Origin of the sequence: Kitasatospora sp. NPDC002227 (assembly GCF_040296285.1) — a bacterium.
Taxonomy (GTDB): domain Bacteria; phylum Actinomycetota; class Actinomycetes; order Streptomycetales; family Streptomycetaceae; genus Kitasatospora.
Map to the genome: position 1 here is coordinate 125,804 of NZ_JBEOWY010000014.1, position 25,026 is coordinate 150,829.

Consider the following 25,026-nt stretch of genomic DNA (forward strand, 5'->3'; position numbering starts at 1 on the left):
CCCCCGTCACCTACTTAATAAGTAGGTGCTCACATGTCGTCAAAGAGATCGGCGGAACCGCCGAAGATGAACACCTCTCCGTCTTGGTCCTCCCAGGTGGCGAGGATCGGAGAGTCTGAGAAACCGGGGTTTTCGTCCCGGTACATGACTGCCCCGTGGACAGCCAAGATCATTGCCACCGCCAAGTCGATCTTGCGGCGGGAGCCCGCGTGTTCCTTCGTGATGCGGGCACCGTTCTTGTCCTCCCGCAGCACCGCGTTGCCGATGTGGCGCGCAAGTGCGGGGTTCCCGTCATGGCTCAGCCGGCCGTCCCGAGCGGCGTCGTACACGGCCTGGGTGGCGGGCACCATGCGCTTCAACGAATTGGTGGGGAACGCTTCGACCGGGTACCCCTCTGCCGAGAGGTTGTCTAGCGTCTCCTCCCAGCGGTAGGGGTCGGCCACCAGCAGGCGTACCGAGTAGGTGTCCAGCGCGGAGCGGAGGGAGTCCCGCACGTCCGCCATGGGCACCCGCCAGTGCGCGTCATCCGGCGGAGCCTCCCAGTGCCCCAGGACGAAGACCCGGAGATCGGAGACCCGGCAGGCGACAAGCGCCGTGCTGTCCCCCTTCCAACTCCCGTCGAAGCCGCAGACGACGGCCTCACCAGCCTGAAGGATCGTTTCTGCATCCGTGGCCGCGAGCGAGTCCCACAGGCCGTGAGGCAGCCACGTGGAGCCGCCACGGACGAACTGAGACAGGCGGTAGATCCGAAACGACGCTTCGGAGCTACGAGCGGCAGCCGCCTCGAAGTCAGCGGCGTTCAGGATCTCGTACGACGGGTTGCAGCGGCGCCAGACCTCAGGATCGAGGTGGTCCACCTCTTCGCCCAGGCGCGGGCCCCACGAGCGGTAGAACAGCGTGGGGTCGTCCAGCTCACCGGAGTTGACCCGCTGGCCCTGATCGCAGAGCTGAGCGAACGGTCCGTCCGGGTCCGGGCCGGCTGTCGACACCACCCAGGTCATCGGCTCGTTGCGGGCCGCCGACCCCAGGGTCAACGCGTCGAACAGGTCCGCGCTCTTGCTGAACGCGTACTCGTCCAGCGAGACGGCCGACGGGTTGAGACCCTGCTGCCGACCGGCGTCCGCCGAGACCACGCGGTACGTGCTGTCCTTGAACCGGATGACGTCGCGCTGCACCGTGCAGACGGCCGACAGCTTCGGCGAAGCGTTGACCATCTGCTTGGCCGCGTCGAAGACCATTCTTGCTTGGTTCCGGTCGTTGGCGGCAGCGATGATCTGGCGCTGACTGTCCGCCTTGTCGGCGATCAGGTGGTACAGCATGATCGCGGCGGCAATCGTGCTCTTGCCGTTCTTCCGCGCGATGCAGACAACTGCCATGCGGTGCTTGCGAATCCAGCGCCCCTCTTCGACCTGCCGAAGCTCGTACGCGTCGATCAGAAGCTCTCGCTGCCACTTCAGCAGCCGGAACCGCTGACCCGCGAACGAGCCGGTCAGGTAACAGAATTGCTCGATCCACTTGACGACGCGGTATCCCTCTGAGGGGAACGGCGCATCGGCGGGGATGTGCTGGGCGATCACCGGATCTATCCCGGACATGATCACCCCCGCATGCAGTTAGAAGTCCTCAGGTCCGGCGGCAACTCGGCGGGCTTCGGCAGCCACGATCCCCAGACGCATCCGGGCTTCCGGCGTGAAGCCGATGACGGTCTCGATCGCGCGGAGTTCCTTCTCGGTCGACTCCACGTAGCGCATCGCCGGGTGGACCACGGGCTGACCGGTGGAGCCGATCGTCATCAAGCCGTCGTTCTCCACGGCCGCGAGAAGGTGGGCGCGCCGGTCGTGGAGCTCGGCGTACCGCTGGATCACGTACCGGTCGGTCTCCGGGCTGTACGCGCCGGAGCCGGCTGACCACACCGTTCGCCAGACTTCTTTGCCCACCCGCTTGAGGTGACCCGGTACCCGGGGAGCACGGCCTTCGTAGACCACCGGGGCCGTTACCTCAGCCGCCGAGTTCGCGTTCCCCGTGGCCACTCCGGGGGCCTTCGCCCTGCTCATGGGCACCCCCAGACACCGTTAACGGGGTCGTTCTCGACTGCCCCCAGGATCGTTCTCGCAGGTCAACGGGCGGACCGGGCCCCAAAAACGGCATCACACCTAGCGTGCGTTTTCCGTGCTGGGGCCGGGATCGCTGAGCGGCAAGGCTGTGAACTTCTGAGCCGCCCCGCCCTGGCTGTGAACTTCTGAGCCGCCCCGCCCTGGCTGTGACCGACGGTCGATCAGAACGGCGGACGTTGGTGGTCGAAGTCCTTGCGAGTCTTGGTCTTGTGACACCCCTTGCATAGGGGTTGGACGTTGCCGTCCACGTCCTCACCACCGAGTGCCAGCGGTACGACGTGGTCAATGTCCACGCCCGACGGGAGGAAGAAGCCGCCGCAGTTGGCGCACTGTGCCTCACCAGCCTTGCGGACAGCAGCCCGCAGACGAGCCGCAGCATTGCTGCCACGGGCGATCACCTCACGGCGCTTGCGGTGTGACTGCACGGTGCGGCCGGCTTCGTAGGCCCGATGGTGCTGCGCGCACCTGCCCTTGTGGGTAGCCCACCCCCGGCAGTCCAGACAGCGAACCCGCATGACACGCTCCCTTCCCCTTGGAGCCACACCGCCTGACAGATACCAACGCCCACGACTCCCCAGTTGCACGCAGTCCAACAGGGAGGAAGATTGGAATGCTGGCTCCTTGCTCTAACAACTACTGGCCGTGCAGCCCGTCAGCGCTTTGGGGTGCTAGTCCAACCCGTCACCCGACGGGCCGGATTGGCGTTACGACTAGTAGGGAAGTTCAGCATGGGGATCTTTTCGTTTGGCATCGCAGTGGTTCAGGCCCTCGTATGGATAAACGCGATCAGTCTGAAGCTCATCGTCGAAATCCGCGTCCATCGCGGTGATACGACATAAGTTCAGAACGGCAGCGCAGGACCCCGGAAATAGCTGACTAATCCGGGGTTCTGCTCTGTGCCCGCCCCCGGATTCGAACCGGGAACCTACGCGTTCTAAGCGCGTCGCCTCTGCCGTTGGGCTAGGCGGGCTTGTTGGTCAGGCCGAACACCCACCACCTGACCGTGACGCCCCGCACGCAATACCGCGCTGCACTGTGACGCCGTTCCTTGCTCACATGAGGGACTGAGCGGACCCTTTCGGCTCACCCCGTAGGGCCGGTTACTCGTGGCCCGCCCAGTCCCTCGCACTCTGCCTCACGTCGATTCACTTCCCCCCGAGTACCGAACCGTGAGGGCAGAACAGCACGGGCAAAGGGAAACAGGGGTCTCAGACCACCAGCCATGAAGGGGTGTGCGGTATCCCCTGTTCCCTACCCACACTAGAGCGCAAGGACTTCCCGGCCTTCCCGTAGGAACCGCCGAGCCTTCCCGCTCTCTCATCCACCACTAGAGCGCAGCAACTTCCCGGCCGGCTGGGCGGGTTGAACGCGCACTCTCGCTACCCCCACTAGAGCGCAAAGCCTTCCCGGACCGGGGCTGACGCTCAGACGGTTTTCCGAAGCTTCTGGAATGCCTATAGGTTTCTTATGACATTCGAGAAAACACAGAAAACCGTCAAACCAGCATCACCGCAGGTCAGCCGCACCCCGTTGAGGGCACCCGCCGAGCCGGACCAGCGAGGGCCGTACGCGCTGCTGCCTGGTGTCTCGCGCTGTGCGTCCGCCTCACGCTCGTGAGCGGGGCAGCGTCCCCCAGTAGTCAGCTCCGGACAGCCGGGTACCGAGCACGGGGGGCGGGGCTTGCGCGGCACGGGGGTACCTCCGATCTGTCAAGACTGATGGCGTGGTGACGGTTCGTCATGGGAAGATCCACGCGAGTCGGCAGGGTGCCGGCCAGCTAGGACCGGGGCGTTGTGTCGTCTGGTCGATCTGCCCAGGGGTGACAGTTTGACAACGCCCCGCGTGGGGAGATCTACGCAGGACAGTGCAGAGCTGACCAAGACCAAGGGCCTGCTAGCAGCAGAAGGCTGGCATGGCTCGCCCGGAACCTCTTATTCAAGATGGAGTCGCTATGGCCTTTGACAAGGATGCATTCCTCACTCAAATTGACGGCCTCACAGTCATGGAGCTGAACGATCTGGTCAGGGCTTTCGGGGACAAGTTCGGAATCCCGATCACAGACGTTACGTCGGACAACCCGGACGAAACGGTTGCGGAGGCTTCCAACTCAAAGGGACCGGCCCCGGTCCAGTACAAGCCCACAGCGACCGAACCCGCGCTCGTCCCGGCCGACCAGGTCAAGCCGGAGGACATCGCTACCCTGTCGATCGAGTACCGCGAGGGTCAGCCCGTCATCGTCGTTAGGGGCGGGAGGGCCGTTCCTGCGACCCTTGCCATTACTGGGCCGGATGGGAACGTAGTTGCGGCCTACACAGCGGGCCCGGTGGTTGACTCTGCGGGAACTGCGCGTTTGCTCACGGGTGTATGACTTCTACAACCCGGAGTACATCAGCGGTCTGTAGGCCGTCTAGCAGCAGCAATGCTGGCTGATCCTGAGCTGGGCCCTAGAAGGGCGGAGCCTTCGCCCCGAACTCCTCGCGCGTCATGGCCGTATGACACGGGCGGCAAGCGGTTGATCGCTGCCGTCCATACCCAGGGCCCCAATCGCACGCGTGCGGGCACGAGAAAGCCCCGGCGGGCTCGGTGGCCTACCGGGGCGTCTCAGGGTCGTACAGGGGCCGTCAGGCAGCTTGGGTGAAGTTGTCGCGGACGCTCGGCAGCTCGTACACCCCGACGGGCACGGCGATACGCAGCTTGCACCCGAGCTTCGGGGCGGGCTTGCGCCCGGCGGCTTCCTCTGGGTCTCCGAGCGCTTCCACCGCCTCGTTGAAGTCCCCATCCATCATGAAGATCAGGCGGGACTCGTCCAGCTTCTTGATCCCCCGTCGGCCCTTGCGCACGATCAGCGTGCATCCGGCCTCTTGCAGCAGGCGCCGCCGAGCGTCCACATCCGCGTTGGCCCACTCGCTTGCGAAGGTTCGGCCGGTACGGACGACCGTGGTCACCGGTGCGATCTTCTCGGCTGCCTCAAGCTTGGCCAGTCGAGTATCAAGGGCGTCAGCGCGCTCCTGCCATGCGGTGAGCCCAGCACGCGACTTCTGCCGCCCCTTCTGCTCCTGGTGGGCCTTGAACTCCTCAAGCGTGGCCCGTAGCTCCGGCTCAGGGTCGTACCCCGGAGTCACGTGCGTCTCGGTGAACTCCACCGCGCCCAGCATCCGCAGAAGCTCCCGTTCGAGATACCCCTCTGCCCATTGGCCCTTGATCATGGCGGGTCCGCTGCACAGCCCACCCCGGGCCGACGGGTTGCACCGGTAGTTCTTGTCAGCCGTCGCCTCGTCTTCCTCAGTGGTGTACATCCGTCCCCCGCAAGAGGCGCAGATAATCACCCGCAGCAGCAGCGCCTTCGAGTCCTTCCGGACTGCCGGGTACTCGCGCGAAGCCTCTGCGAGAACAGCGTTGATCGCGTCGAATTCGGCACGCGTCAGAATCGGCGTATCGGTAGCCGTGATGGGATCACCGTTCTCATCACGGATTGGCACACCGTTGTGCATCTTCCAGCCCATAAGACTCTCACTGGTGAGCACTCCGCGAAGCGTGGTCGGCCGCCATGGCTTGAGATTCGCAAGAACCTTTCGGCCCTTTTCGCTGTTCTCGCCGTACTTTCGGAGAACATTGTAGTCGACTGGCGTCGGTACTCGCATCATGGTCAGGTGTTGGGCGATTGCTGAGACCGTACGCTTCTCGACCATCAACAACTTGATAATGAGGCGCAGAATGCCCAGCGCAACGGGGTCGATCTCAAGCGTTCGTCCGCCGCCTTCAAGCGGAGCCGACCGGTAACCATAGCTTGGCCGGCCACCTCGAAACCTTAGCGCCATCTTGCGGATAGCTGCCTGGGCACCCCGAACGCGATCCTTTGTCGACTGGGATTCGACTTGCGCCGCAAAGGCAAACATCATGAGCATGAGCTCACTGGTCGGGTCGATTCCGTTCCGGAAGTCGAATACCAGCCTTCCGGTGCCACCCAAGCCTTCGGCAAACACGAGCATCTTGCGGTGCTTCTTCGCCCACTTTGCGAGCTCGTGCATGTCATTCATGTTGCGAATCGCACGGTCGAAGCGCCACCACACAATGACGTCGAATTCGTCTGCGCGCTTCAGCCACTCGCCCAGCTCCGGGCGGTCGAACGGCCCCATCTCGGATGCGCTCACGTCGAGATCGACGGCTTCCCGGCGGCTCTCGTCTTCGCCGAAGCAGATGTTCAGTGCGGCGGCAGCCGTGTTGCACGACTCCCGCTGACGCTCAGGGCTGGTCGTCTCGTCCGTCAGGACCGAGAGGCGGATGCTGCACAGTCCGCGCAGTACCTCTGTGGCCTCTTCAATGTTCATACCCCCCGTGGAGCGCAACGACTTCTCGGGGCGGGTCAGGGTGGCGGTGGCCATGGCTGGGGCGCTCCAAAACTGTTAGTTCAGAGCGTTCGGACAGACCAAGCAACTGCACTTCTACGCCGTGCGCGCCGACCTCTCCGGCTTCCAGCACCTGCACCCCACCATGACCGCCGACGGCATCTGGACGGCCCCGCTGGCCGCGCTGCGGCCCGGCAACTGGCGGATCTACACCCAGCTCACCCCGGCGGACGGGCCCGGCAAGGGCACCATGATGGTGCTCAGCCGCCCGCTGACCGTGCCCGGCCAGGCGGACACCACTCCCCTGCCCGCCGCCACCGGCTCCACCACGGTGGACGGCTACACCGTCACCGTCGAGGGGCAGCCCACCGCCGGGCAGGCGGCGCCGCTGAAGGTGACGGTCAGCAAGGACGGCAAGCCGGTCACCGACCTCCAGCCGTACCTGGACACCTACGCCCACCTGACCGCCTTCCACGCCGGGGACATGGCCTTCGCCCACCTGCACCCGCAGACCCCCGTCACGTCCGGCACCGGCGGCCCGACCCTGCCCTTCCACGCCGAGCTGCCCAAGGCCGGTGACTGGCGGCTCTTCCTCCAGTTCCAGACCGGCGGCACCCTGCACACCGCCGCGCTCACCCTCAAGGTGAACTGACCTCGGCGGCTGCCGGACGAGCCGGGTGCGCGAAGATGGACGGGTGACCTCCTCCACTCCGCGCACCCGCCTCATCGCCACCGATCTCGACGGCACGCTGCTCTGCGACGGCGGCACCGTCTCCGACCGCACGGCTGCCGCGCTCGCCGCGGCGGAGGCGGCGGGCATCCAGGTGGTCTTCGTGACCGGGCGGCCGCCGCGCTGGATGCAGCAGGTCAGCGCGCACATCGGCGGTCACGGCGTGGCGATCTGCTCCAACGGCGGGGCGATCGTGGACGTGCGGCGCGGCGAGCTCCTCGAGTCCTTCCCGATCGCGGAGGGGTCGGTGCTGGCCATCGTGCACGCGCTGCGGGCCGCGCTGCCGGGGGTCGCCTTCGCCTTCGAGCACCCCCGGGGCTGGGCCCGCGAGCCCGGGTACGAGCTGCGGATGTGGGGCGACGACGCGGAGCAGGCCGTCGACCCGGCCGAGCGGTTGCTCGCGGACGGCCGGGTGGCGGGCGTCTTCAAGATCCTGGCCAAGCACCCCTCGCTCGACCCGGACACCTTCCTCACCGAGGCCCGCCGCGCCGCCGGCCACCTGGCCGAGATCACCCGCTCCGCCCCCGTCGCGATGGTCGAGATCAGCGCCCTCGGCGTCACCAAGGCCAGCACGCTGGCCAGTTGGTGCCGTGAGCAGGGCATCGACCGCACCGAGGTGGTCGCCTTCGGCGACATGCCCAACGACCTCGAGATGCTCGCCTGGGCCGGCCACTCCTACGCCGTGGCCAACGCCCACCCCGAAGTCCTGGCCGCCGTCACCCACCACACCACCAGCAACGACCAGGACGGCGTCGCCACCGTGGTCGAGGAACTGCTCAAAGCTCTAGAGCCGCGCTGACCAGCGGACCCGGGTGCCCTTGCCGTGCGGGCCGGGCTCGTGCCAGGCGTCGCCGCCGAGGGCTTCGGCGCGGCGGGTGAGGTTGAGCAGGCCGCTGCGGCGGCCGCCGTCGGGGATGCCCACGCCGTCGTCGGTGACGGTGAGCAGGACGCCGGGGCGGCCGGGGCGGTCGAGGGATTCGGGGTCGCCGGGGATGGGGTGGCCGTCGGCGTGGAGGTGGACGGTGGCGTCGACCTCCACCCCGACCCGGGAGGCACGGGCATGACGGGCCGTGTTGGAGAGCATCTCCCTTAGCGCGGCGAGCAGTTGACGGCCGGTCTTCTCGCCGACCAGGCTCTCCACCGGGCCCGTGAAGGTCACCGAGGGCTTGAAGCCGAGCGCGGCGGCGGCCTGGCTGCCCTCGCGCAGGACGCGGGTGCGCAGGGTGTCCGGCTCGCTGCCGGTGTCGTCGTGCTGGAGCGCGTAGATGGTGGTGCGGACCTCCTGGATGGTGGCGTCCAGCTCGTCCACCGCCTTGGCGATCCCGGTCTTCACCTCGGGGACGACGGCCCGCCGGGCAGCGCCCTCCATCATCATCCCGGTCGCGAACAGCCGCTGGATCACCAGGTCGTGGAGGTCCCGGGCGATCCGGTCGCGGTCCTGGAAGACGGCCAGGCGCTGCTGGTCGCGCTGGCCCTCGGCCAGGCGCAGAGCGAGCGCCGACTGCGAGGCGAAGGTCTCGGCGAGCAGCTTCTCGGCGTCCATGAAGGGCGCGGTGCCCTTGGCCCGCCAGACCGAGAGGCCGCCGAGCACCCGCCCGGCGGCGACCATCGGCACCGCCATCGAGGGCCCGAAGCTGCGGGCCAGCCGGACCACCACCGTCGGGTCGCTGGACATGTCGTCCATGTAGACGCTCTCCCCCGCGAGCAGCTTCTCGGCGAAGTTGCTCCCGGGCATCAGCTCGCCGATCACGTACTCGGCCGCCTCGCCCGAGGCGTGCGCGACCCGCATCTGCCCGTCCCCGGTCGGCAGCAGGATCATGCCGAGCTCGGCACCGGCCAGCTCCCGGACCTGCTCGGCCGCCACCGTCAGCGCGACCTGCGCCTCGTCGGTGGAGAGCAGCGCGGTGGTGACGGCGGCGGCCCCGGCGATCCAGCGCTCGCGGCGCAGGCCCTCCTCGTACAGCCGGGAGTTCTCGATCGCCACGCCCGCCGCGGCGGCCAGGGCGTGCACCACCTGGGCGTCCTCGGAGGTGAAGCCACGGCCGTCGCGCTTCTCGGTCAGGTAGATGTTGCCGAAGACCTCGTCGCGGATCCGGATCGGCTCACCCAGGAAGGACTTCATCGGCGGGTGGTGCGCGGGGAATCCGCTGGAGCGCGGGTCGGCGGCCAGGTCGTCCAGCCGGAGCGGCTCGGGGTGGTCGATCAGGACGCCCAGGATGCCGCGCCCGGTGGGGAGTTCGCCGATCTCGGCGGCGGTCTCGTCGTCCACCCCGATGTGGATGAAGTCGGAGAGCCCGTCGCTGTGCGGGGAGATCACCCCGATCGCGGCGTACCGGGCGTCCACCAGCTCGGCGGCGGCGTACGCGATCCGCTGCAGCGTCGCGTGCAGGTCGAGCCCGGCGCCGACCGAGACCACGGCCTCGAGCAGCCGCTGCATCCGGTCGGTGACGGCGGCGGCGGACTGAAGCCGCTCGGAGACCTCGGTGACCAGCGTGTCCAGGCCGAGTGAGGCGATCTCGGGCACGCGGTGGGGAGGTTGGTCCTGGGGAGTCTCCATACGACGAGCCTAGTTTGTCCTGGTTTACGAAGGCGGACAGGGGCGGACGACGGCATGTCGGGGCATTACGGGGCCATCAGGACATCGGCGTGGCGCTCGCGGTCGAGCATCGCGGCCAGCCGGCCGTCCGGGCGGGCCGCCAGGTCGGACCAGCTGCCGCGCTCGGCGACCCTGCCGTGGTCGAGCACCAGCACCTCGTCCACCGTCGAGTCGTCCAGGCCGGCCAGGCGGTGGGTGATCAGCAGGGTGGTACGGCCCTCGGTGGCGGCCAGCAGATCGGCGGTGAGGGCGTCCGCGGTGGGCAGGTCGAGGTGCTCGGCGGGCTCGTCGAGCACCAGTACGGGGAAGTCGGCGAGCAGCACGCGGGCCAGCGCGAGGCGCTGGCGCTGGCCGCCGGAGAGCCGGGCGCCGTGCTCGCCGACCATGGTGTCCAGGCCCTCCGGGAGGGTGTCCACCCAGTCGAGCAGCCGGGCCCGGCCGAGCGCCGCACGCAGCTCGGCCTCACCGGCCTCCGGCCGGGCCAGCCGGAGGTTCTCCCGCAGCGAGCTGTCGAAGACGTGGGCGTCCTGGGCACACAGGCCGATGATCCGCCGCACCTCGTCGCCGTCCATCGCGCGACTGTCCACAGCCTGTGGAGAAAGGCCGAAGGTGACGCTTCCGGCGCGCTGCTCCAGGAACCGCAGCAGCACCTGGGCCAGCGTGGACTTGCCCGAACCGGACGGCCCGACCACCGCGATCCGCCTGCCCGGCGTGAGGTCGAGGTCCACCCCGGACAGGGCGTCCACCGCCTGCCCGGGCCAGCGCGCGGTCAGCCCCCGGACCGTCACCGGGAGACTGTGCTCGGGAACCACCGGCACCTCCGGCTCGGCCACCGGCGGCTCGGCCGCCAGCAGCTCGGCCAGCCGGGCCTGCGCCGCCCGGCTGCGCTCGCGCTCCCGGACGGCGGTGGGCATCCCGGCCACCGCCTCGAACGCGGCCAACGGCAGCAGCACCACCAGTGCCAGGCAGACCCCCGGCAGCGCACCGACCCGCACCTCGTGCACCCCGACCGCCGCCGCACCGGCCACGGTGAGGCCGGTGACCAGCGCGATCAGCCCGGCGGCCAGCGCGGCCGTGCCCGCGGAGCGGGCGGCCAGCGCCGTCAGCACGCCGTCCGCCCGGCGGGTGGCGGCGAGGCGGGCCGGCAGCGCACCGGCCACGGTGAGCTCGGCGGTACCGGTCAGGGTGTCCACCACCGCGGTGGCCAACTCCCCACGAGCCGGGGCCTGCTGACGCTCGGTCCGCCCCGACAGCCGTACCGCGAGGGCCGGCACGGCCGCACCGGCCAGCAGCAGACCGAGCGCCAGCACCACCCCGGCGAGCGGGGAGAAGGCGGCCAGCGCAGCCGCAGAACCCAGCGAGACCACGACCGCGACGGCGGCGGGCAGCCGCCAGCGCAGGTGGTGATCCTGCACGGAGTCCACATCCGCCACCAGCCGGGAGAGCAGATCCCCCCGCCGGAACGCCGGCAACCCGGCCGGCGCCAGCCGCTCCAACCGCCGGTAGACGGCGGTCCGGACCCCGCCGAGCGCACGCAGCACCCGGTCGTGCGACACCAGCCGCTCGGCGTACCGGAACACACTCCGCCCGATCCCGAACGCCCGCACCGAGGTGACGGCCATCATCAGGTACAGCACCGGCGGCATCTGGGACGCGTACGAGATCAGCCACCCGGAGGTGGCGAGCAGCGCGACGGCGCAGCCCAGCGCGAGGGAGCCGAGCAGGATCGGCAGAGCAAGCGCCGGACGCGCCCCGCAGGGGCGCGAGGAACTGCGCGACCAGCCACCCACCGGCCTGCGGCCCACTGCTTCGCTCAGTTCCTCGCGCCCTTGGGACGGTGCAACTGGCTCACTGTGCGCCGATCCGGCAGGTTCCCGGGCCGGCCGCGCCGTTCCCCGCGCCCCTGAACAGTGCAACTGGATGTCTGCGGCAACGAGAAGCGCCGGACGGTGGGCGACCAGCAGGACGGTGCGGCCGGCGAGTGCTCGGACGGCTTCGACGACTGCGGCCTCGCTGGCGCCGTCCAGATTGGCGGTGGGCTCGTCGAGGAGGACGAGCGGGCGGTCGGTGAGGAGGGCGCGGGCCAGGGCGAGGCGTTGGCGCTGGCCGGCCGAGAGGCCGCTGCCGCCCTCGCCGAGTCGGAGGTCGAGGGAGGCGAAGTCGGTGGCGTGGGCGGCGGCCAGTGCGGCCAGCACGTCCGCGTCGGTGGCCTCCGGCCGGGCCAGCCGGACGTTCTCGGCGACCGTACCGGCGAACAGGTGCGGGTGCTGCGGCACCCAGGCGATCTGCCGCCGCCAGGAGTCGAGGTCCAGCGAGGCGAGGTCGTGGGAACCGTCCGCCGTGACCACCCGCACCTGGCCCTCGGTAGGAGTCGTGAAGCCGAGCAGTACGGAGAGCAGAGTCGACTTGCCGGCCCCGCTCGGGCCGGTCAGGGCCGTGGTGCGCCCCGGTTCCAGCCGCATCGAGAACCCCTCCAGCGCGGGTACGGACCGCCCCGGCCGAAGCACCGTCAGCCCGTCGATCTCCAGCGCGGCCCCCACCAGCGCAGGCGCCGGCACGGACCCGGCCGCGGGCAGCGGGGTCTCGAGCACCTCGAAGATCCGCTCCGCCGCGCTCAGCCCCTCCACACTCGAGTGGTACAGCGCCCCGACCTGCCGCAGCGGCAGATACACCTCGGGCGCGAGGACGAGCACCAGCAGCCCCGTCTCGAGCGAGAGCGAGCCGCCCACCAGCCGGAACCCGATCGAGACCGCGACCAGGGCGACCGAGAGGGTGGCCAGCAGCTCCAGCGCGAAGGAGGAGACGAAGGCGATCCGCAGCGTGCGCAGCGTCGCCCGGCGGTAGTCGTCGGTGATCCGCGCGATGGTGGCGGCCTGGGCCTTGGCGCGGTTGAAGACCTTGAGGGTGGGCAGCCCGGCGACCACGTCCAGGAAGTGGTGGGAGAGCCGGCCCAGGGTGCGCCACTGGCGGTCCATCCGGCTCTGGGTGGCCAGGCCGATCAGGATCATGAACAGCGGGATCAGCGGCAGCGTGCCCGCGATGATCGCGGCCGACTCCCAGTCGGCCCCGGCGATCCGGGCCAGCAGCACGACCGGCACCACCACGGCGAGCGCGAGCTGCGGGAGGTAGCGGGCGAAGTAGTCGTCCAGCGCGTCCACACCCCGGGTGGCCAAGGTGGTGAGCTCCCCGGTCCGGGTGACCGACAGCGGCCCGAGCGCGGTGGCGTGCTCGAGCAGCCGCCCGCGCAGCTCGGACTTCACCCGGGCCACCGAGCGGTGCGCCGCCAGCTCGGTGAGCCAGGCCACCAGCGCCCGGCCGAGCGCCACCGCGGCCAGGCCCACCAGCAGCGGCGCCAGGTCGTAGGAAGCCCGCTGGAAGGCCCGCATCACGATCTCCGCGATCAGCGAGGCCTGCGCCACCACCAGCACCGCGCCCGCCCCGCCGAGCAGGACGGACGCGGCGAGGAAGCCCCGGGTGGCCCGCGCGTGGCGGAGCAGTCTCGGGTCGACGGGCTTCATCAGTGGCCCGTGGGAGCGGCGGGAATGTGCTGCACACCGATCCGGCGCCGGAACACCCAGTACGTCCAGCCCTGGTAGAGCAGCACGATCGGGGTGAAGACCGCCGCGACGACGGTCATCAGCTTCAGCGTGTACGGCGAGGAGGCGGCGTTGGCGGCGGTCAGCGACCAGTCCGGGTTGAGCGTGGAGGGCATCACGTCCGGGAAGAGCGCCAGGAAGAGCATCGCGACGGCGGCCACGATGGTCAGCCCGGAGAGGGTGAAGGCCCAGCCCTCCCGGCCGAGTTGGTTGGCCACCAGCGCGCCGACCAGCGCGAGCACCGCGACGGCCAGCGCGGCCAGGCTCCAGCCCTCGCCCTGGTGGGCCTGGGTCCAGATCAGGAAGACCAGCGCGAACACGGCGGTGACCAGCCCGAGTTGACGGGCCACGACCCGGGCCCGGAGCCGGATGTCACCGGCGGTCTTGAGCGAGGCGAAGACGGCGCCGTGGAAGGTGAACAGCGTCAGGGTGACCAGCCCGCCGAGGATCGCGTACGGGTTCAGCAGGTCCCAGAAGCCGCCGACGTAGTTCTTCTCGGCGTCGATGTCCACGCCGTGCACGATGTTGGCGAAGGCCACGCCCCACAGGAAGGCGGGCAGCAGGGAGGTCCAGAAGATGGCCTCTTCCCAGTTCCGCTGCCAGCGCTCGCCGTCCCGCTTGGCCCGGTACTCGAAGGCCACGCCGCGCACGATCAGGCAGACCAGGATCATCAGCAGCGGCAGGTAGAAGCCGCTGAACAGCGTCGCGTACCAGTCCGGGAAGGCCGCGAAGGTGGCGCCGCCGGCGGTGAGCAGCCAGACTTCGTTGCCGTCCCAGACCGGGCCGATGGTGTTGATCAGCACGCGGCGCTCGGCGGTGCCCCGGGCCAGCAGCTTGGTGAGCACGCCGATGCCGAAGTCGAAGCCTTCGAGGAAGAAGTAGCCGGTCCAGAGGACGGCGATCAGGACGAACCAGACGTCGTGGAGTTGCATCGTGAGTCCCCGTCAGTAGGCGAAGGCGAGGGGCTTGTCGGCGTCCTCCCCGGAGGACGGACCGCGCAGCGTCGGGTCCTTGGCCGGGGGCTGCTCGGCGGTGTTGGGGCCGGCGTTCGCGTACTTGGCCAGCAGCCGCACCTCGACCACCGCGAGGATCGCGTAGAGCGCGGTGAAGGTGGACAGCGCGATCACCTGGGTGGTGACGCTGACGTTCGGCGAGACGGCGTTGGCGGTCTTCATCAGGCCGAAGACGGCCCAGGGCTGGCGGCCCATCTCGGTGAAGATCCAGCCGAAGCTGTTGGCGATCAGCGGGAAGCCCATGGTGAGGATGCCGATCCGCCAGCTCCACCTGGTGAAGAAGAGGCTCATCTCGCGGTTCTTGGTGAGCATCAGCTTCGGGATGCCGTCCTCGCCGGCCCGGTGCTCGGGCGCCAGCCAGAACTTCCGCCGGGTGGTCCACAGGCCGATCAGCGCGGCGACGAAGGAGGTCATCCCGAAGCCGATCATGAGCCGGAAGCCCCAGTACGTCACGAAGATGTTGGGGATGTAGTCGATCGGCTGCCCGCCGTACTTGGCGGCCTCGGCGGCGGCGGTGTCGTTGATGCCGGGCACCGAGGAGGAGAAGTCGCTGTGGGCGAGGAAGGACAGTATCCCGGGGATCTCCAGCTCGACCGAGTTGTGGCCCTTGTTGACGTCGCCGACGGCGAAGATCGAGAACGGCGCGGGGGCCTGGGTGTCCCAGAGCGCCTCGGCGGCGGCCATCTTCATCGGCTGCTGCTCGAACATGACCTTGCCGAGGGTGTCACCGCTGATCGCCACGCCGAGGCCCGCGATGCTGGCGACGGCCAGGCCGACCCGCAGCGAGGTGAGCATCGAGGCGGTCTTCTTCCGGTCCGCCGAGCCGGAGCGCTTGGCCCGCCACAGGTGCAGCGAGGCGATGCCGACCATGAAGGCGGCGCCGGTCAGGAAGGAGGCGGTCAGGGTGTGGAAGACCTGCACCAGGGTGGTGTTCTGGAAGAGCACCGCGCCGATGTCGGTGAGCTGGGCCTTCTTGGTGGCCGGGTCGACGGTGTAGCCGACCGGGTGCTGCATCCAGGAGTTGGCCGCCAGGATGAAGTAGGCCGACAGCACCGTGCCGATCGCCACCATCCAGATGCAGGCGCAGTGGATCTTCTTCGGCAGCCTGTCCCAGCCGAAGATCCACAGGCCGATGAAGGTGGACTCGAAGAAGAACGCGATCAGCGCCTCCATCGCCAGCGGCGCCCCGAAGACGTCGCCGACGAACCGCGAGTAGTCCGACCAGTTCATGCCGAACTGGAACTCCTGGACGATGCCGGTGACGACACCCATCGCGATGTTGATCAGGAAGAGCTTGCCCCAGAACTTGGTGGCGTGGAAGTACTTCTCCTTGCCCGTCCGCACCCAGGCGGTCTCCAGTCCGGCCACGATGGCGGCCAGACTGATCGTCAGCGGGACGAAGAGGAAGTGGTAGACCGTGGTGATGCCGAACTGCCATCTCGCGATGGTCTCGTGAGCGACTGCTAGCTCCACTGCGCCCTCTCTTCACTGTGCCGCAAATAGGACATAAGCATCCTTAGCATGCGGAAAGATCAAAAACCCACACGCTTGCCCGCTTGTGAACGTGAACACGTTCACAAGGGCATTGAACACCACCCCCCGGCACACCAGGACGGCGGGGGGTGGAGCATTCGAACAGATCGATGAATTCGCAGGTCAGAGCAGGTGTAGCGGCTCCGACTCAGGAAGAGCGTAGATAAGGAGACCGTCCGGCCCCAGGGCCGGACGGCCCTCAGCCCAGGGCCGGACGGGCCTGGGGGATGAGCAGGCGGAAGGCCGCGCCCTCGCCGGGGGTGGAGTCGAGGGTCAGGGTGCCGCCGTGGGCGTGGGCCAGGGCGGCGGCGATCGCGAGGCCCAGGCCGGCGCCGCCGCGGCCCTCGAGGCGGCTGCGGGAGGGGTCGACCCGGTAGAAGCGGTCGAAGACCCGGGCGGCCTGCTCGGGGGTGAGGCCGGGGCCGGAGTCGGCGACCTCCAGGAGGCAGCCGGCCGGGGACATGCCCACCCCGATCCGGACGGCGGTGCCCGAGGGGGTGTGCTTGACGGCGTTGCCGACCAGGTTGGTGACCACCTGGCGCAGCCGGGCTTCGTCACCGAGCACCGGCGCGGCCTGCGGCGCCCCCGTACCGAGCGGTCCGGTCAGCGCGACCGGCCGCCCTGGGTCGAGCGCGGTGATGTCGTGCAGCGCGTCGGCGGCCAGGGTCCGCAGGTCCATCGGGGCCAGGTCGAGCGGGCGCTCCTCGTCCAGGCGGGCGAGGGTCAGCAGGTCCTCCACCAGACCGCCCATCCGGACGGCCTCGCTCTCGATCCGCTGCATGGTCCGCTCCACCTCGGCGGGCCCGGCCAGCGCGCCCATCCGGTACAGCTCCGCGAAGCCCCGGATGCCGGCCAGCGGCGTGCGCAGCTCGTGCGAGGCGTCCGCGACGAACCGCCGCATCCGCGCCTCCGACTCCGCCCGGGCGGCGAACGCGGCCTCGATCTGGGTGAGCATCTCGTTGAGCGAGGCCGACAGCCGGCCGACCTCGGTGCGCGGGTCCAGGTCGGGCATCCGGTGCGAGAGCCGGCCGGCGGCGATCAGCTCGGCGTCCTGCCCGATCCGGGCCAGCGGCCGCAGCCCGGCGCGCACCGCGAAGAAGCCGAGGCCCGCGATCAGCACCAGCACCGAGCCGCCGATGACCTGGAAGGCGGTGCGCAGCTGGGCCACCGTGGAGTCCACGTCGTCCAGCGAGACCGCGGCCAGCAGATAGCCCGGCACGCCGGACACGGCGAAGTCCGAGCGCTGCATCGGCAGCACCACCACCCGCCAGTGGACGTCCCGCCGCTCGTTGGGCAGGGTGAAGGCGCCGCCCACCTTGGCGACCAGCTGGGCGGGGGTGAGATCGTCCAGATCGGGCCCCGGATCGGCCTCGGCCGGCTGCCGCAGGGTCTGCTGCACCCGGCCGTCCACGTCCAGGTAGTCCACCAGGTACTGGCTGGGCAGCATCTGCCCGAGCCGCCGGACGTTCGGCCCCTGCCCCGGGGTGCGGCTGGCACCCGGCGCCCGGTGCGAGAGCTGGGTGGCGAACCGCTTCAGCTGGTCGTCGGTCTGCTGCACCAGCTGGGTGCGCACGGTGCTGGCCACCACCAGGTCGCTCACCCCGAGCCCGGTGGTCACCAGCGCCAGGGCCAGCACCAGCAGCCGGGCGCGCAGCGAGAGCCGGGCGGGGGAGAGGCGCCGGAGGGAGACCCGGCGGAGCAGGCGCACCTGGTCAGCCCTGCGGCGGGCGCCGCAGCGCGTAGCCGATGCCGCGCACCGTGTGGATCAGCTTGGGGCCGTGCGCCGGGCCGGAGTCGAGCTTGCGGCGCAGGTAGGAGATGTAGGACTCGACGATCGAGAGGTCACCGCCGAAGTCGTACGCCCAGACGTGGTCGAGGATCTGCGCCTTGGAGACCACCCGGCCGACGTTGGCCATCAGGTAGTGCAGCAGCTTGAACTCGGTGGGCGAGAGCGCCACCGGGCGCTCGGCCCTGGTCACCTCGTGGGCCAGCGGGTCGAGGGTGAGGTCGGCCACCACCAGGCGGCCGTCCTCGGCCGGGCCGCCCGCCCGGCGCAGGATCGCCCGGATCCGGGCGATCAGCTCCTCGAGGCTGAACGGCTTGGTCACGTAGTCGTCCGCGCCGGCCGCCAGGCCCTGCACCTTGTCGCCGGTGCCGTCCTTGGCGGTGAGCAGCAGCACCGGCACGTGCTCGGCGGCGTGCGGCCACTGGGTCTGCTCGCGCAGCCGCTCCACCACGGTGAAGCCGTCCAGGTCGGGCAGCATCACGTCGAGTACCACCAGGTCGGGCCGCTCGGTGGCCACCGCCGCGAGGGCCTCCTCGCCGGTGGCGGCGGAGGCCACCCTGAAGCCGGAGAAGCGCAGCGAGGCGGCCAGCAGCTCCCGGATGTTCGGCTCATCGTCGACGACCAGCAGGAAGGCCTCGCCGCCCTGGGCGCCGCTCACTGCGCCGCCCGCCGTCTGCGCGCCGCCCGACACCATCCCTTGCACGGCTTACCGCCTCCCGGTCGTTCGTTTCCCATCATCGAAGGACGATAGCCCGCAGAAGCTATGCCGGGTTGATGAAGAGGCTATTAACCGGTCACAGGTGCATCAAGGTCTTGCCACCGGACGGCAGCGGATCAGGCCGCCTGAGCTGCGGCGGCGGCCGCGGTGGCCGCGGCCCCCTTGGCCCGGGCGCGCTTGGCGTAGAGCACCGTCCACAGCACCAGCAGACCGGTCACCCCGTAGCTGAGCACCGAGTTCAAGGTCACCATCGCGGAGGTGGAGAGGCGGTACGAGAGGGCGATCCGCAGGGCCGCCTCCGCGAGGTACGCCAGGCCCCAGCCGAGGGTGAGGTTGCGCTGGACGGTGCGGAAGGTGGGGTACTGCCAGAGCGAGTTCCACCGCTCGGCGCCCTCCTTCGTGCCGTCGGTGGCGAACTTTCGGCCGAAGTAGAACATCAGCGGCCGGGGCGCGGCGAGGGTGGCCAGGCAGACCACCCCGAACAGGCCGGTGACGAAGGAGTCCTTCACCAGCAGCAGGTGCGCGTCGTGCGGGCCGGCCAGCGAGACCACGATGGTCAGCACCAGGAAGACCAGGCTGATCACGGCGAACTCGTCGACCTTGCGGTGCCAGGCCAGGTAGATCAGCAGGTCGATCACCGGCCAGACGGCCGAGGCGAGCAGCGCGGTGAACTCGCCGTACCCGTGGTCGGTGAGCTGACCGTACGTCACCACCGGGGCGACGATGTTGCAGACGATGGTGAGCGCCCAGCCGAGCGCGGCCGAGCCGCCGCTCCTGCGGGCCGGATTCTGGTCCGACACGAAATCCCCCGTTGATCTTCAAATCCTGCCAGGCGGGACAGTAGTGGAAGACCCCCCGGCCCCGCCATCAACGGGCGTACGCGGAACAAGTACTTCGCCCGGAGCGCACGTACGCGGACGGTCGGCCCGGGGCGGCCGACCGTCCGCAGCTCGTCGACGGGGCGTCAGCCCTGCGGCTGGCCGCCCGCCTGCTGACCGCCGCCCTGCTGGCCACCGCCACCGCCGCGGCCGCCGAAGCCGCCGCCGAACCCGCCGGCTGCGCCCTCCATCAGCTGGCTGGCGTCGAGGCCGCCGTTGGCGTCGGGGGTGCCGACCACCGTCACGCTCTGGTCGGGCTGCAGGTCGGTGACCTTGCCCTCCTTGTTGAGCTGCACCTTGGTCTGGTCGCCGGTGGAGACCTTCACGGTGTTGCCGTTGGCGTCGGTCAGGTAGACGGTGGTGCCGTCCACCGACTTGACCGTGCCGCGGGTGAAGCCGCCCTGGCCCTGGCCCTGGCCGCCACCCTGCCGGCGGGTGCCGCCCTGGCCGTAGCCGCCCTGACCTCCGTAGCCGCCCTGGCCGCCCTGCCGCCCCTGGCCGGAGGCCCGGACGTTGCCGGTGCCGCTCTTGCCGTTGCCCTGCTCGTACCAGACGCCGCCGGCGAAGGAGACCGTGGCGAGCACGGCTCCGGCCAGGGCGAGGGTGAGCCAGGGCAGCTTGCGGCGCGGCGGCGCGGCCAGCTCGGCGCTGATGTCGCGGGCGTCCGGCGCGGTGGCCAGCAGCTCCAGCTTCTTGGGGTCGTGTTCGGCGGACATGACGGGTGCTCCTACTCGTGCCGGAGGGCTTCGATCGGGCGCAGCGAGGCGGCCCGGTTGGCGGGGTAGCTGCCGAAGAACAGCCCGATGGCCACCGCGATGGCGAAGGCACCGAGCACGGACTCCGGGATGACCACCGGCTTGATGCCGACGATGCTGAAGTGCGATCCGGCGATCCCGGCGAGCACCCCGAGCCCGGCGCCGATCACCGAGAGCAGGGTGGACTCGGTCAGGAACTGCCCGAGGATCACGCCTTTGGGGGCGCCGAGCGCCTTGCGGATGCCGATCTCCCTGGTCCGCTCGGTGACGGTGACCAGCATGATGTTGGTGATGCCGATCCCGCCGACCAGCAGCGAGATCGCGGCCACCGCGCCGAGCAGCACCGTGAAGGTCTTGGTGGTGCTCTCCCGGGCGGTCAGCAGCGAGGCCTGGTTGCTGACCCGGAAGTCCAGCTTGGTCGGGTCGGCGATCGCGTGGGTGCCCATCAGCACCCGGGTGATGTCGCTCTGCGCCGCCGTCGTGGTGTCGGCCGAACTGGCCTGCACCAGGATCTGGTTGACCGAGCCGAAGCCGGTGAAGGCGTTCTGCACGGTGGGCAGCGGCGCGATCACCACGTCGTCCGGGTCGTTGAAGCCGGTGCTGCCCTTGGTCTGCAGCACCCCGACCACGGTGAACGGCGTGCCGCCCAGCACGATCTTCTTGCCCACCGGGTCCGCGGTGTCGAACAGCTGCGAGGCCGTGGTGGAGCCGATCACGGCCACCTTGCGGGAGTTCAGCACGTCGTCGTTGCTGAAGTAGTCGCCCTTGGTGACCTTCTGGTTGGCGGTCTCGAAGTACGCCGGGTAGGTGCCGACCACCTGGCCGGGGGTGTACGAGATGTTGCCGTACAGCGCGGTGGCCGAGGTGGTGACCACCGGGGCGACCGACTTGATCGAGGGCGAGTCGGCGGCGGTGGCCAGCGCCTTGGCGTCGGCCACCGTGAGCTTCTTCGCCACGGCGCCGGTACCACGCAGCGAGCTGGACGACACGGTGAGCGAGTTGGTGCCCAGCGAGGTGATCGAGTTCTTCACCGCGGTGGAGGAGCCGTTGCCGACGGCGAGCAGCAGGATCACCGAGGCGACGCCGATCAGCACACCGAGCATGGTGAGCGCCGAGCGCACCTTGTTGGCCGCCAGCCCGCCGAGGGCGAAGCGGAGCATCTGCCAGAGGATCACGCGCGCACCCCATCGAGGTCATAGGCCCTCAGCGCGGGCGGCGGGCCCTGCACGGGTGCCTGCCGGACGTCCTGGATGACCGCGCCGTCCACCAGGCGGATCACCCGCTTGGCGTGGTGGGCGACTTCGTCCTCATGGGTGATCAGCACCACGGTGCGGCCGGTCGCGTTGAGGCGGTCGATGATCGACAGCACCTCCTCGGTGGAGCGGCTGTCCAGGTTGCCGGTCGGCTCGTCGGCCAGCAGCATCGCCGGGGCGGTGACCAACGCCCGTGCCACGGCGACGCGTTGCTGCTGCCCGCCGGAGAGCTCGTTGGGCTTGTGGCCGGCCCGGTCGGCCAGCCCGACCAGCTCCAGCGCGGCCAGCGCCCGCTGGCGCCGCTCGGCGGCGCGCACGCCCGCGTAGGCGAGCGGCAGCTCGACCTGGGCCAGCGCCGTGGTGCGCGGCACCAGGTTGAAGGACTGGAAGATGAAGCCGATCTTGCGGTTGCGCACCAGCGAGAGCTGGCTCTCGTCCAGGTGGCCCACGTCGATGCCGTCCAGCAGGTACCGGCCGGAGCTCGGCACGTCCAGGCAGCCCAGGATGTTCATCAGGGTCGACTTGCCGGAGCCCGAGCTGCCCATCACCGCGACGAAGTCGCCCTGCTCGATGTCCAGCGTGACGCCCAGCGGGGCCCCGGTGGCCGGATCGGCCGGGCCGCGCAGCGCGTGCACCGTGGCGTCCCCGTGCCCGTACGCCTTGGTGACCTGGCGGATCTGGATGACGGGAGGCGGCTGCAGGCCCGGCATCAGCCCCGGCCTCCGCCGCCGCCACCGCTGCCGCCGCTGCGGCCACCGCCGCCACCGCCCGCGCCGCCCGCACCACCGCGGCCCGTACCGCCGCCGAAGCCGCCGGCCCCGCCGGTCAGCCCGGGGAAGCCGCCGCCGGGGAAGCCGTTGCCGGTGCCCGCCGTGGTCGCGGTGAGCTGCACCTTGTCGCCCGCCGCCAGGCCGGAGACCACCTGCACGGTGGCGTCGCCCTCGATGCCGACGGTGACGTCCACCCGCTCGGTGGTGCCGTCGTCGTGCACCAGGGTGGCCGTCCGGGTGGAGCCGGTGCCCTGGAGGGCGGCCGTCGGCACCGAGAGGGCGTTGTCGGCCTCACCGGTGGTGACCGAGATGGTGGCGCTCAGGCCGGTGCGCAGCTTGCTGGTGTCACCGCTGATCTGCAGCAGCGCGCCGTACTGCACCGCGCTGCTCGCGCCACTGCCGCCACCGCTCGTGGTCGGCAGCGAACTGACCGACAGCACGGTCGCGTTGAGGACGGTGTCGGACTGCGCGTTGAGCGTGACGGTGGCCGCCTCGCCCTTCTTCAGCTTGAGCGAGTCCAGCTCCGAGAAGGAGGCGCTGACCTGCATCCCGCTCGGGTTGGTGAGCACGATGAAGCCGCTCGGCGCGCTGCTGGACGAACTGCTGCTGCTGTTCGAACTACCGCCGCCGGTCTTCGAGTTGCCGCCGCCGGAGCCGGCCGAGGTGGCACCGACGGTGTCGCCGACCTTGCCGGAGATCGAGGCCACCGTGCCGTCCGCGGAGGCGAACAGGGTGGTGCCGGCCAGCGCCGTCTGGGCGTTGGCGAGCGAGGTCTTGGCGGTGTCCACCTGCTGCTGGGCCTGGGCCACCTGGGCGTCGTCCACCTTGGTGGTGGTGATCGTGGTGGTCTGCGGCGCGGGCGTGGCCTGCTGGCCGCCGCGGCCTCCGCCGCCACTGCCGGTGCCACTGCCGCTGCCGGTGCTTCCGGTGCCCGGGAGCTGCTGGGTGGTGGTCGTGGTCACCCCGGCCTCGGCCTTGGTGAGGTTGGCGTCGGCGGTGTTGAGCGCCGACTGCGCGGCGTTGACCTGCTGCTGGGCGTCGGTGGTGTCGACGGTGGCGAGCACCTGGCCCTTCTTCACCGTGTCACCGACCGCGACCTTGACCGAGGCGAGCTTGCCGCCGGTGACGAAGTCCTGCCCGCTGTCGCTGGGCGAGGTGAGCGTGCCGGACCCGGACACCGTGGCCAGGACGGTGCCCTTGGCCACCGTCGCCGTCCGGGCCTGGGTCCGGCCGGCCGCCGAACTCTGGCTGCTGTCAAGGGTGGTGTACGCGAGCGCCGCCGCAGCCAGCAGGGCCACGCCGAGCGCGGAGTTGACTAGGACGGCACCACGCCGTCGCGGGAGCACCTTCATGACGCCAAAGCCTGGCCCGCCGCTCTTGCCAACCCCTGAGCCCTGCCTGGGAGGAACCTGACCCCAGCGATCCGGACATTTGTTGACAGACCCGGGCCCGTGCACCCAGCTGTCTACCTCCCGCTGGGAAACCCTTGATCAGGCTCCCAGCGAGTTCCCAGCACATCCGGATGTACATCCTCAGACGGGGGCTACTCCTGCTCCTCCGCGAAGTGGTCCAGGTACGCCTGCATGTCGAAGTGCCCGTGCCCGCTCAGCGAGAACAGGATCACCCGCTCCTCCCCGGTCTCCCGGCACTCCAGCGCCTCGTCGATCGCGGCCTTCACCGCGTGCGCCGACTCCGGCGCCGGCACCACCCCCTCGCAGCGGGCGAACCGCACCCCCGCCTCGAAGCACTCCCGCTGCCCGACCGCCCGGGCCGTCACCACCCCCTGCTCCTTCAGATGGCTGATCACCGGGGACATGCCGTGGTAGCGCAGCCCGCCCGCGTGGATCCGCGGCGGCACGAAGTCGCGCCCCAGCGTGTGCATCTTGACCAGCGGCGTCATGCCCGCGCTGTCCCCGAAGTCGTACTCGTACCGCCCCTCGGTCAGCGACGGGCAGGCCGTCGGCTCCACCGCGAGCGCGCGAAGGCGCCGCCCGCCGGCGAACTGCTCCCGCAGGAACGGCAGGGCCAGGCCGCCGAAGTTCGACCCGCCGCCGGCCGCGCCGATCACCACGTCCGGGTAGTCGTCCGCGAGCTCGAACTGCCGGAGCGCCTCCAGGCCGATCACCGTCTGGTGCAGCAGCACGTGGTTCAGCACCGAGCCCAGCGCGTACTTGGTCTCACCGCCGCTGCCCGCCGCCACCTCGACCGCCTCCGAGATGGCCAGCCCGAGGCTCCCCGAGGCCTGCGGGTCCGCCGCCAGCGCAGCCCGCCCGGCGGCCGTCCGCCCGCTCGGGCTCGGGTGCACGCTCCCCCCGAAGGTCTCGATCAGCCCCCGCCGGTACGGCTTCTGGTCGTAGCTGACCCGCACCATGTACACCTCGCACTCCAACCCGAAGTACGAGCAGGCCATCGCCAGTGAACTCCCCCACTGCCCGGCCCCGGTCTCCGTCACCAGCCGCCGCACCCCGGCCTGCCGGTTGTAGTACGCCTGCGGCACCGCCGTGTTCGCCTTGTGGCTCCCCGTCGGGCTGACCCCCTCGTACTTGAAGTAGATCCGGGCCGGCGTCCCCAACTCCCGCTCCAGCCGCCGCGCCCGCACCAGCGGACTGGGCCGCCACTGCCGGTACACCTCGAGCACCGCCCCCGGGATCTCCACCTCCCGGCCCGCCCCCAACTCCTGCTCCACCACCGCCTCGGGGAACAACGGCGCCAGATCCGCCGCCGTCACCGCCTCCTTCGTCCCCGGATGCAGCATCGCCGGCAGCACCCCCGGCAGATCCGGCACCACGTTGTACCAGGTGGTGGGAGCCTGACTCTCGGGCAGCAGGAACTTCACGGTTTCCATCGGACTCCGCTCTCCGCAGACGACGGGGGACGCGGGTTCCCTTCCACCGCCGCGCCCCCGCCACACCAACAGTTGAGGGGCGCACCGACCGGT

Annotated in this window: 19 protein-coding genes and 1 tRNA gene; 3 read left to right on the forward strand and 17 right to left on the reverse strand. The window is 70.2% G+C overall.

The features are described 5' to 3' along the window. Window positions 1-29 precede the first annotated feature (29 nt). The 4 genes from ABT095_RS15905 to ABT095_RS15920 form a co-directional block, all read right to left on the reverse strand. A complete protein-coding gene (locus tag ABT095_RS15905; RefSeq protein WP_350529987.1) occupies window positions 30-1,577 on the reverse strand; it encodes a terminase large subunit domain-containing protein in 1,548 nt (515 codons plus the stop codon). A gap of 36 nt (window positions 1,578-1,613) precedes the next feature. Further along, entirely contained in the window at window positions 1,614-2,054 is a 441-nt protein-coding gene (locus ABT095_RS15910) for a phage terminase small subunit P27 family (RefSeq protein WP_350529988.1), read from the reverse strand. Between the two features lie 221 nt (window positions 2,055-2,275). Beyond that, entirely contained in the window at window positions 2,276-2,629 is a 354-nt protein-coding gene (locus tag ABT095_RS15915; protein WP_350529989.1) for an HNH endonuclease, read from the reverse strand. A gap of 382 nt (window positions 2,630-3,011) precedes the next feature. Then, window positions 3,012-3,084, reverse strand: a tRNA-Leu gene (locus tag ABT095_RS15920). 981 nt (window positions 3,085-4,065) lie between these two features. Here ABT095_RS15920 and ABT095_RS15925 point away from each other — a divergent pair. Then, window positions 4,066-4,482: a hypothetical protein gene (locus ABT095_RS15925; protein WP_350529990.1), complete on the forward strand. Its 417-nt coding sequence runs from the start codon at window positions 4,066-4,068 to the stop codon at window positions 4,480-4,482. A 253-nt stretch (window positions 4,483-4,735) separates the two neighbouring features. Here ABT095_RS15925 and ABT095_RS15930 read toward each other — a convergent pair whose 3' ends face one another. Continuing rightward, entirely contained in the window at window positions 4,736-6,496 is a 1,761-nt protein-coding gene (locus tag ABT095_RS15930) for a recombinase family protein (RefSeq protein WP_350529991.1), read from the reverse strand. 67 nt (window positions 6,497-6,563) lie between these two features. Between ABT095_RS15930 and ABT095_RS15935 the strand changes: the two genes are divergently transcribed. Continuing rightward, window positions 6,564-7,112: a DUF8832 domain-containing protein gene (locus ABT095_RS15935; RefSeq protein WP_350529992.1), complete on the forward strand. Its 549-nt coding sequence runs from the start codon at window positions 6,564-6,566 to the stop codon at window positions 7,110-7,112. Window positions 7,113-7,155: 43 nt separating this feature from the next. Beyond that, the gene (locus tag ABT095_RS15940) at window positions 7,156-7,989 is read left to right on the forward strand and encodes an HAD family hydrolase (protein ID WP_350529993.1); all 834 of its coding nucleotides are present in this window, start codon (window positions 7,156-7,158) and stop codon (window positions 7,987-7,989) included. On the opposite strand, the gene ABT095_RS15945 is transcribed toward ABT095_RS15940, so the two are convergent. The 12 genes from ABT095_RS15945 to ABT095_RS16000 form a co-directional block, all read right to left on the reverse strand. After that, the gene (locus ABT095_RS15945) at window positions 7,975-9,747 is read right to left on the reverse strand and encodes a GAF domain-containing sensor histidine kinase (RefSeq protein ID WP_350529994.1); all 1,773 of its coding nucleotides are present in this window, start codon (window positions 9,745-9,747) and stop codon (window positions 7,975-7,977) included. The genes ABT095_RS15940 and ABT095_RS15945 overlap by 15 nt on opposite strands. A 65-nt stretch (window positions 9,748-9,812) precedes the next feature. Continuing rightward, window positions 9,813-13,304, reverse strand: coding sequence for a thiol reductant ABC exporter subunit CydD (gene cydD / locus ABT095_RS15950; protein WP_350529995.1), 3,492 nt, complete (start codon window positions 13,302-13,304; stop codon window positions 9,813-9,815). Then, window positions 13,304-14,314, reverse strand: coding sequence for a cytochrome d ubiquinol oxidase subunit II (gene cydB, locus ABT095_RS15955; protein WP_350529996.1), 1,011 nt, complete (start codon window positions 14,312-14,314; stop codon window positions 13,304-13,306). The genes cydD and cydB overlap by 1 nt, the downstream gene beginning before the upstream one ends. A 12-nt stretch (window positions 14,315-14,326) precedes the next feature. Further along, window positions 14,327-15,868, reverse strand: coding sequence for a cytochrome ubiquinol oxidase subunit I (locus ABT095_RS15960; protein WP_350529997.1), 1,542 nt, complete (start codon window positions 15,866-15,868; stop codon window positions 14,327-14,329). A gap of 259 nt (window positions 15,869-16,127) precedes the next feature. Beyond that, window positions 16,128-17,636: a sensor histidine kinase gene (locus ABT095_RS15965; protein WP_350529998.1), complete on the reverse strand. Its 1,509-nt coding sequence runs from the start codon at window positions 17,634-17,636 to the stop codon at window positions 16,128-16,130. Between the two features lie 4 nt (window positions 17,637-17,640). Then, window positions 17,641-18,408 (reverse strand): response regulator transcription factor, encoded by a 768-nt coding sequence (locus ABT095_RS15970; RefSeq protein WP_350530039.1) that lies wholly within the window; start codon window positions 18,406-18,408, stop codon window positions 17,641-17,643. 140 nt (window positions 18,409-18,548) lie between these two features. Next, window positions 18,549-19,232: a VC0807 family protein gene (locus tag ABT095_RS15975; RefSeq protein WP_350529999.1), complete on the reverse strand. Its 684-nt coding sequence runs from the start codon at window positions 19,230-19,232 to the stop codon at window positions 18,549-18,551. Between the two features lie 164 nt (window positions 19,233-19,396). Next, window positions 19,397-20,026, reverse strand: a complete 630-nt coding sequence (locus ABT095_RS15980; protein WP_350530000.1) for a hypothetical protein — start codon at window positions 20,024-20,026, stop codon at window positions 19,397-19,399. 11 nt (window positions 20,027-20,037) lie between these two features. Next, window positions 20,038-21,225: an ABC transporter permease gene (locus ABT095_RS15985; RefSeq protein WP_350530001.1), complete on the reverse strand. Its 1,188-nt coding sequence runs from the start codon at window positions 21,223-21,225 to the stop codon at window positions 20,038-20,040. An 11-nt stretch (window positions 21,226-21,236) separates the two neighbouring features. Next, complete coding sequence (locus ABT095_RS15990) at window positions 21,237-22,028, reverse strand: ABC transporter ATP-binding protein (protein ID WP_350530002.1); 792 nt, start codon at window positions 22,026-22,028, stop codon at window positions 21,237-21,239. Continuing rightward, window positions 22,028-23,440 carry an efflux RND transporter periplasmic adaptor subunit gene (locus ABT095_RS15995; RefSeq protein WP_350530003.1) on the reverse strand — a complete coding sequence of 471 codons (1,413 nt, stop codon included), beginning with the start codon at window positions 23,438-23,440 and terminating at the stop codon, window positions 22,028-22,030. Before ABT095_RS15995 ends, ABT095_RS15990 begins: the two co-directional genes overlap by 1 nt. A 191-nt stretch (window positions 23,441-23,631) precedes the next feature. After that, on the reverse strand, window positions 23,632-24,933 hold the full coding sequence (locus ABT095_RS16000) for a TrpB-like pyridoxal phosphate-dependent enzyme (protein WP_350530004.1): 1,302 nt from the start codon (window positions 24,931-24,933) through the stop codon (window positions 23,632-23,634). Window positions 24,934-25,026 lie beyond the last annotated feature (93 nt).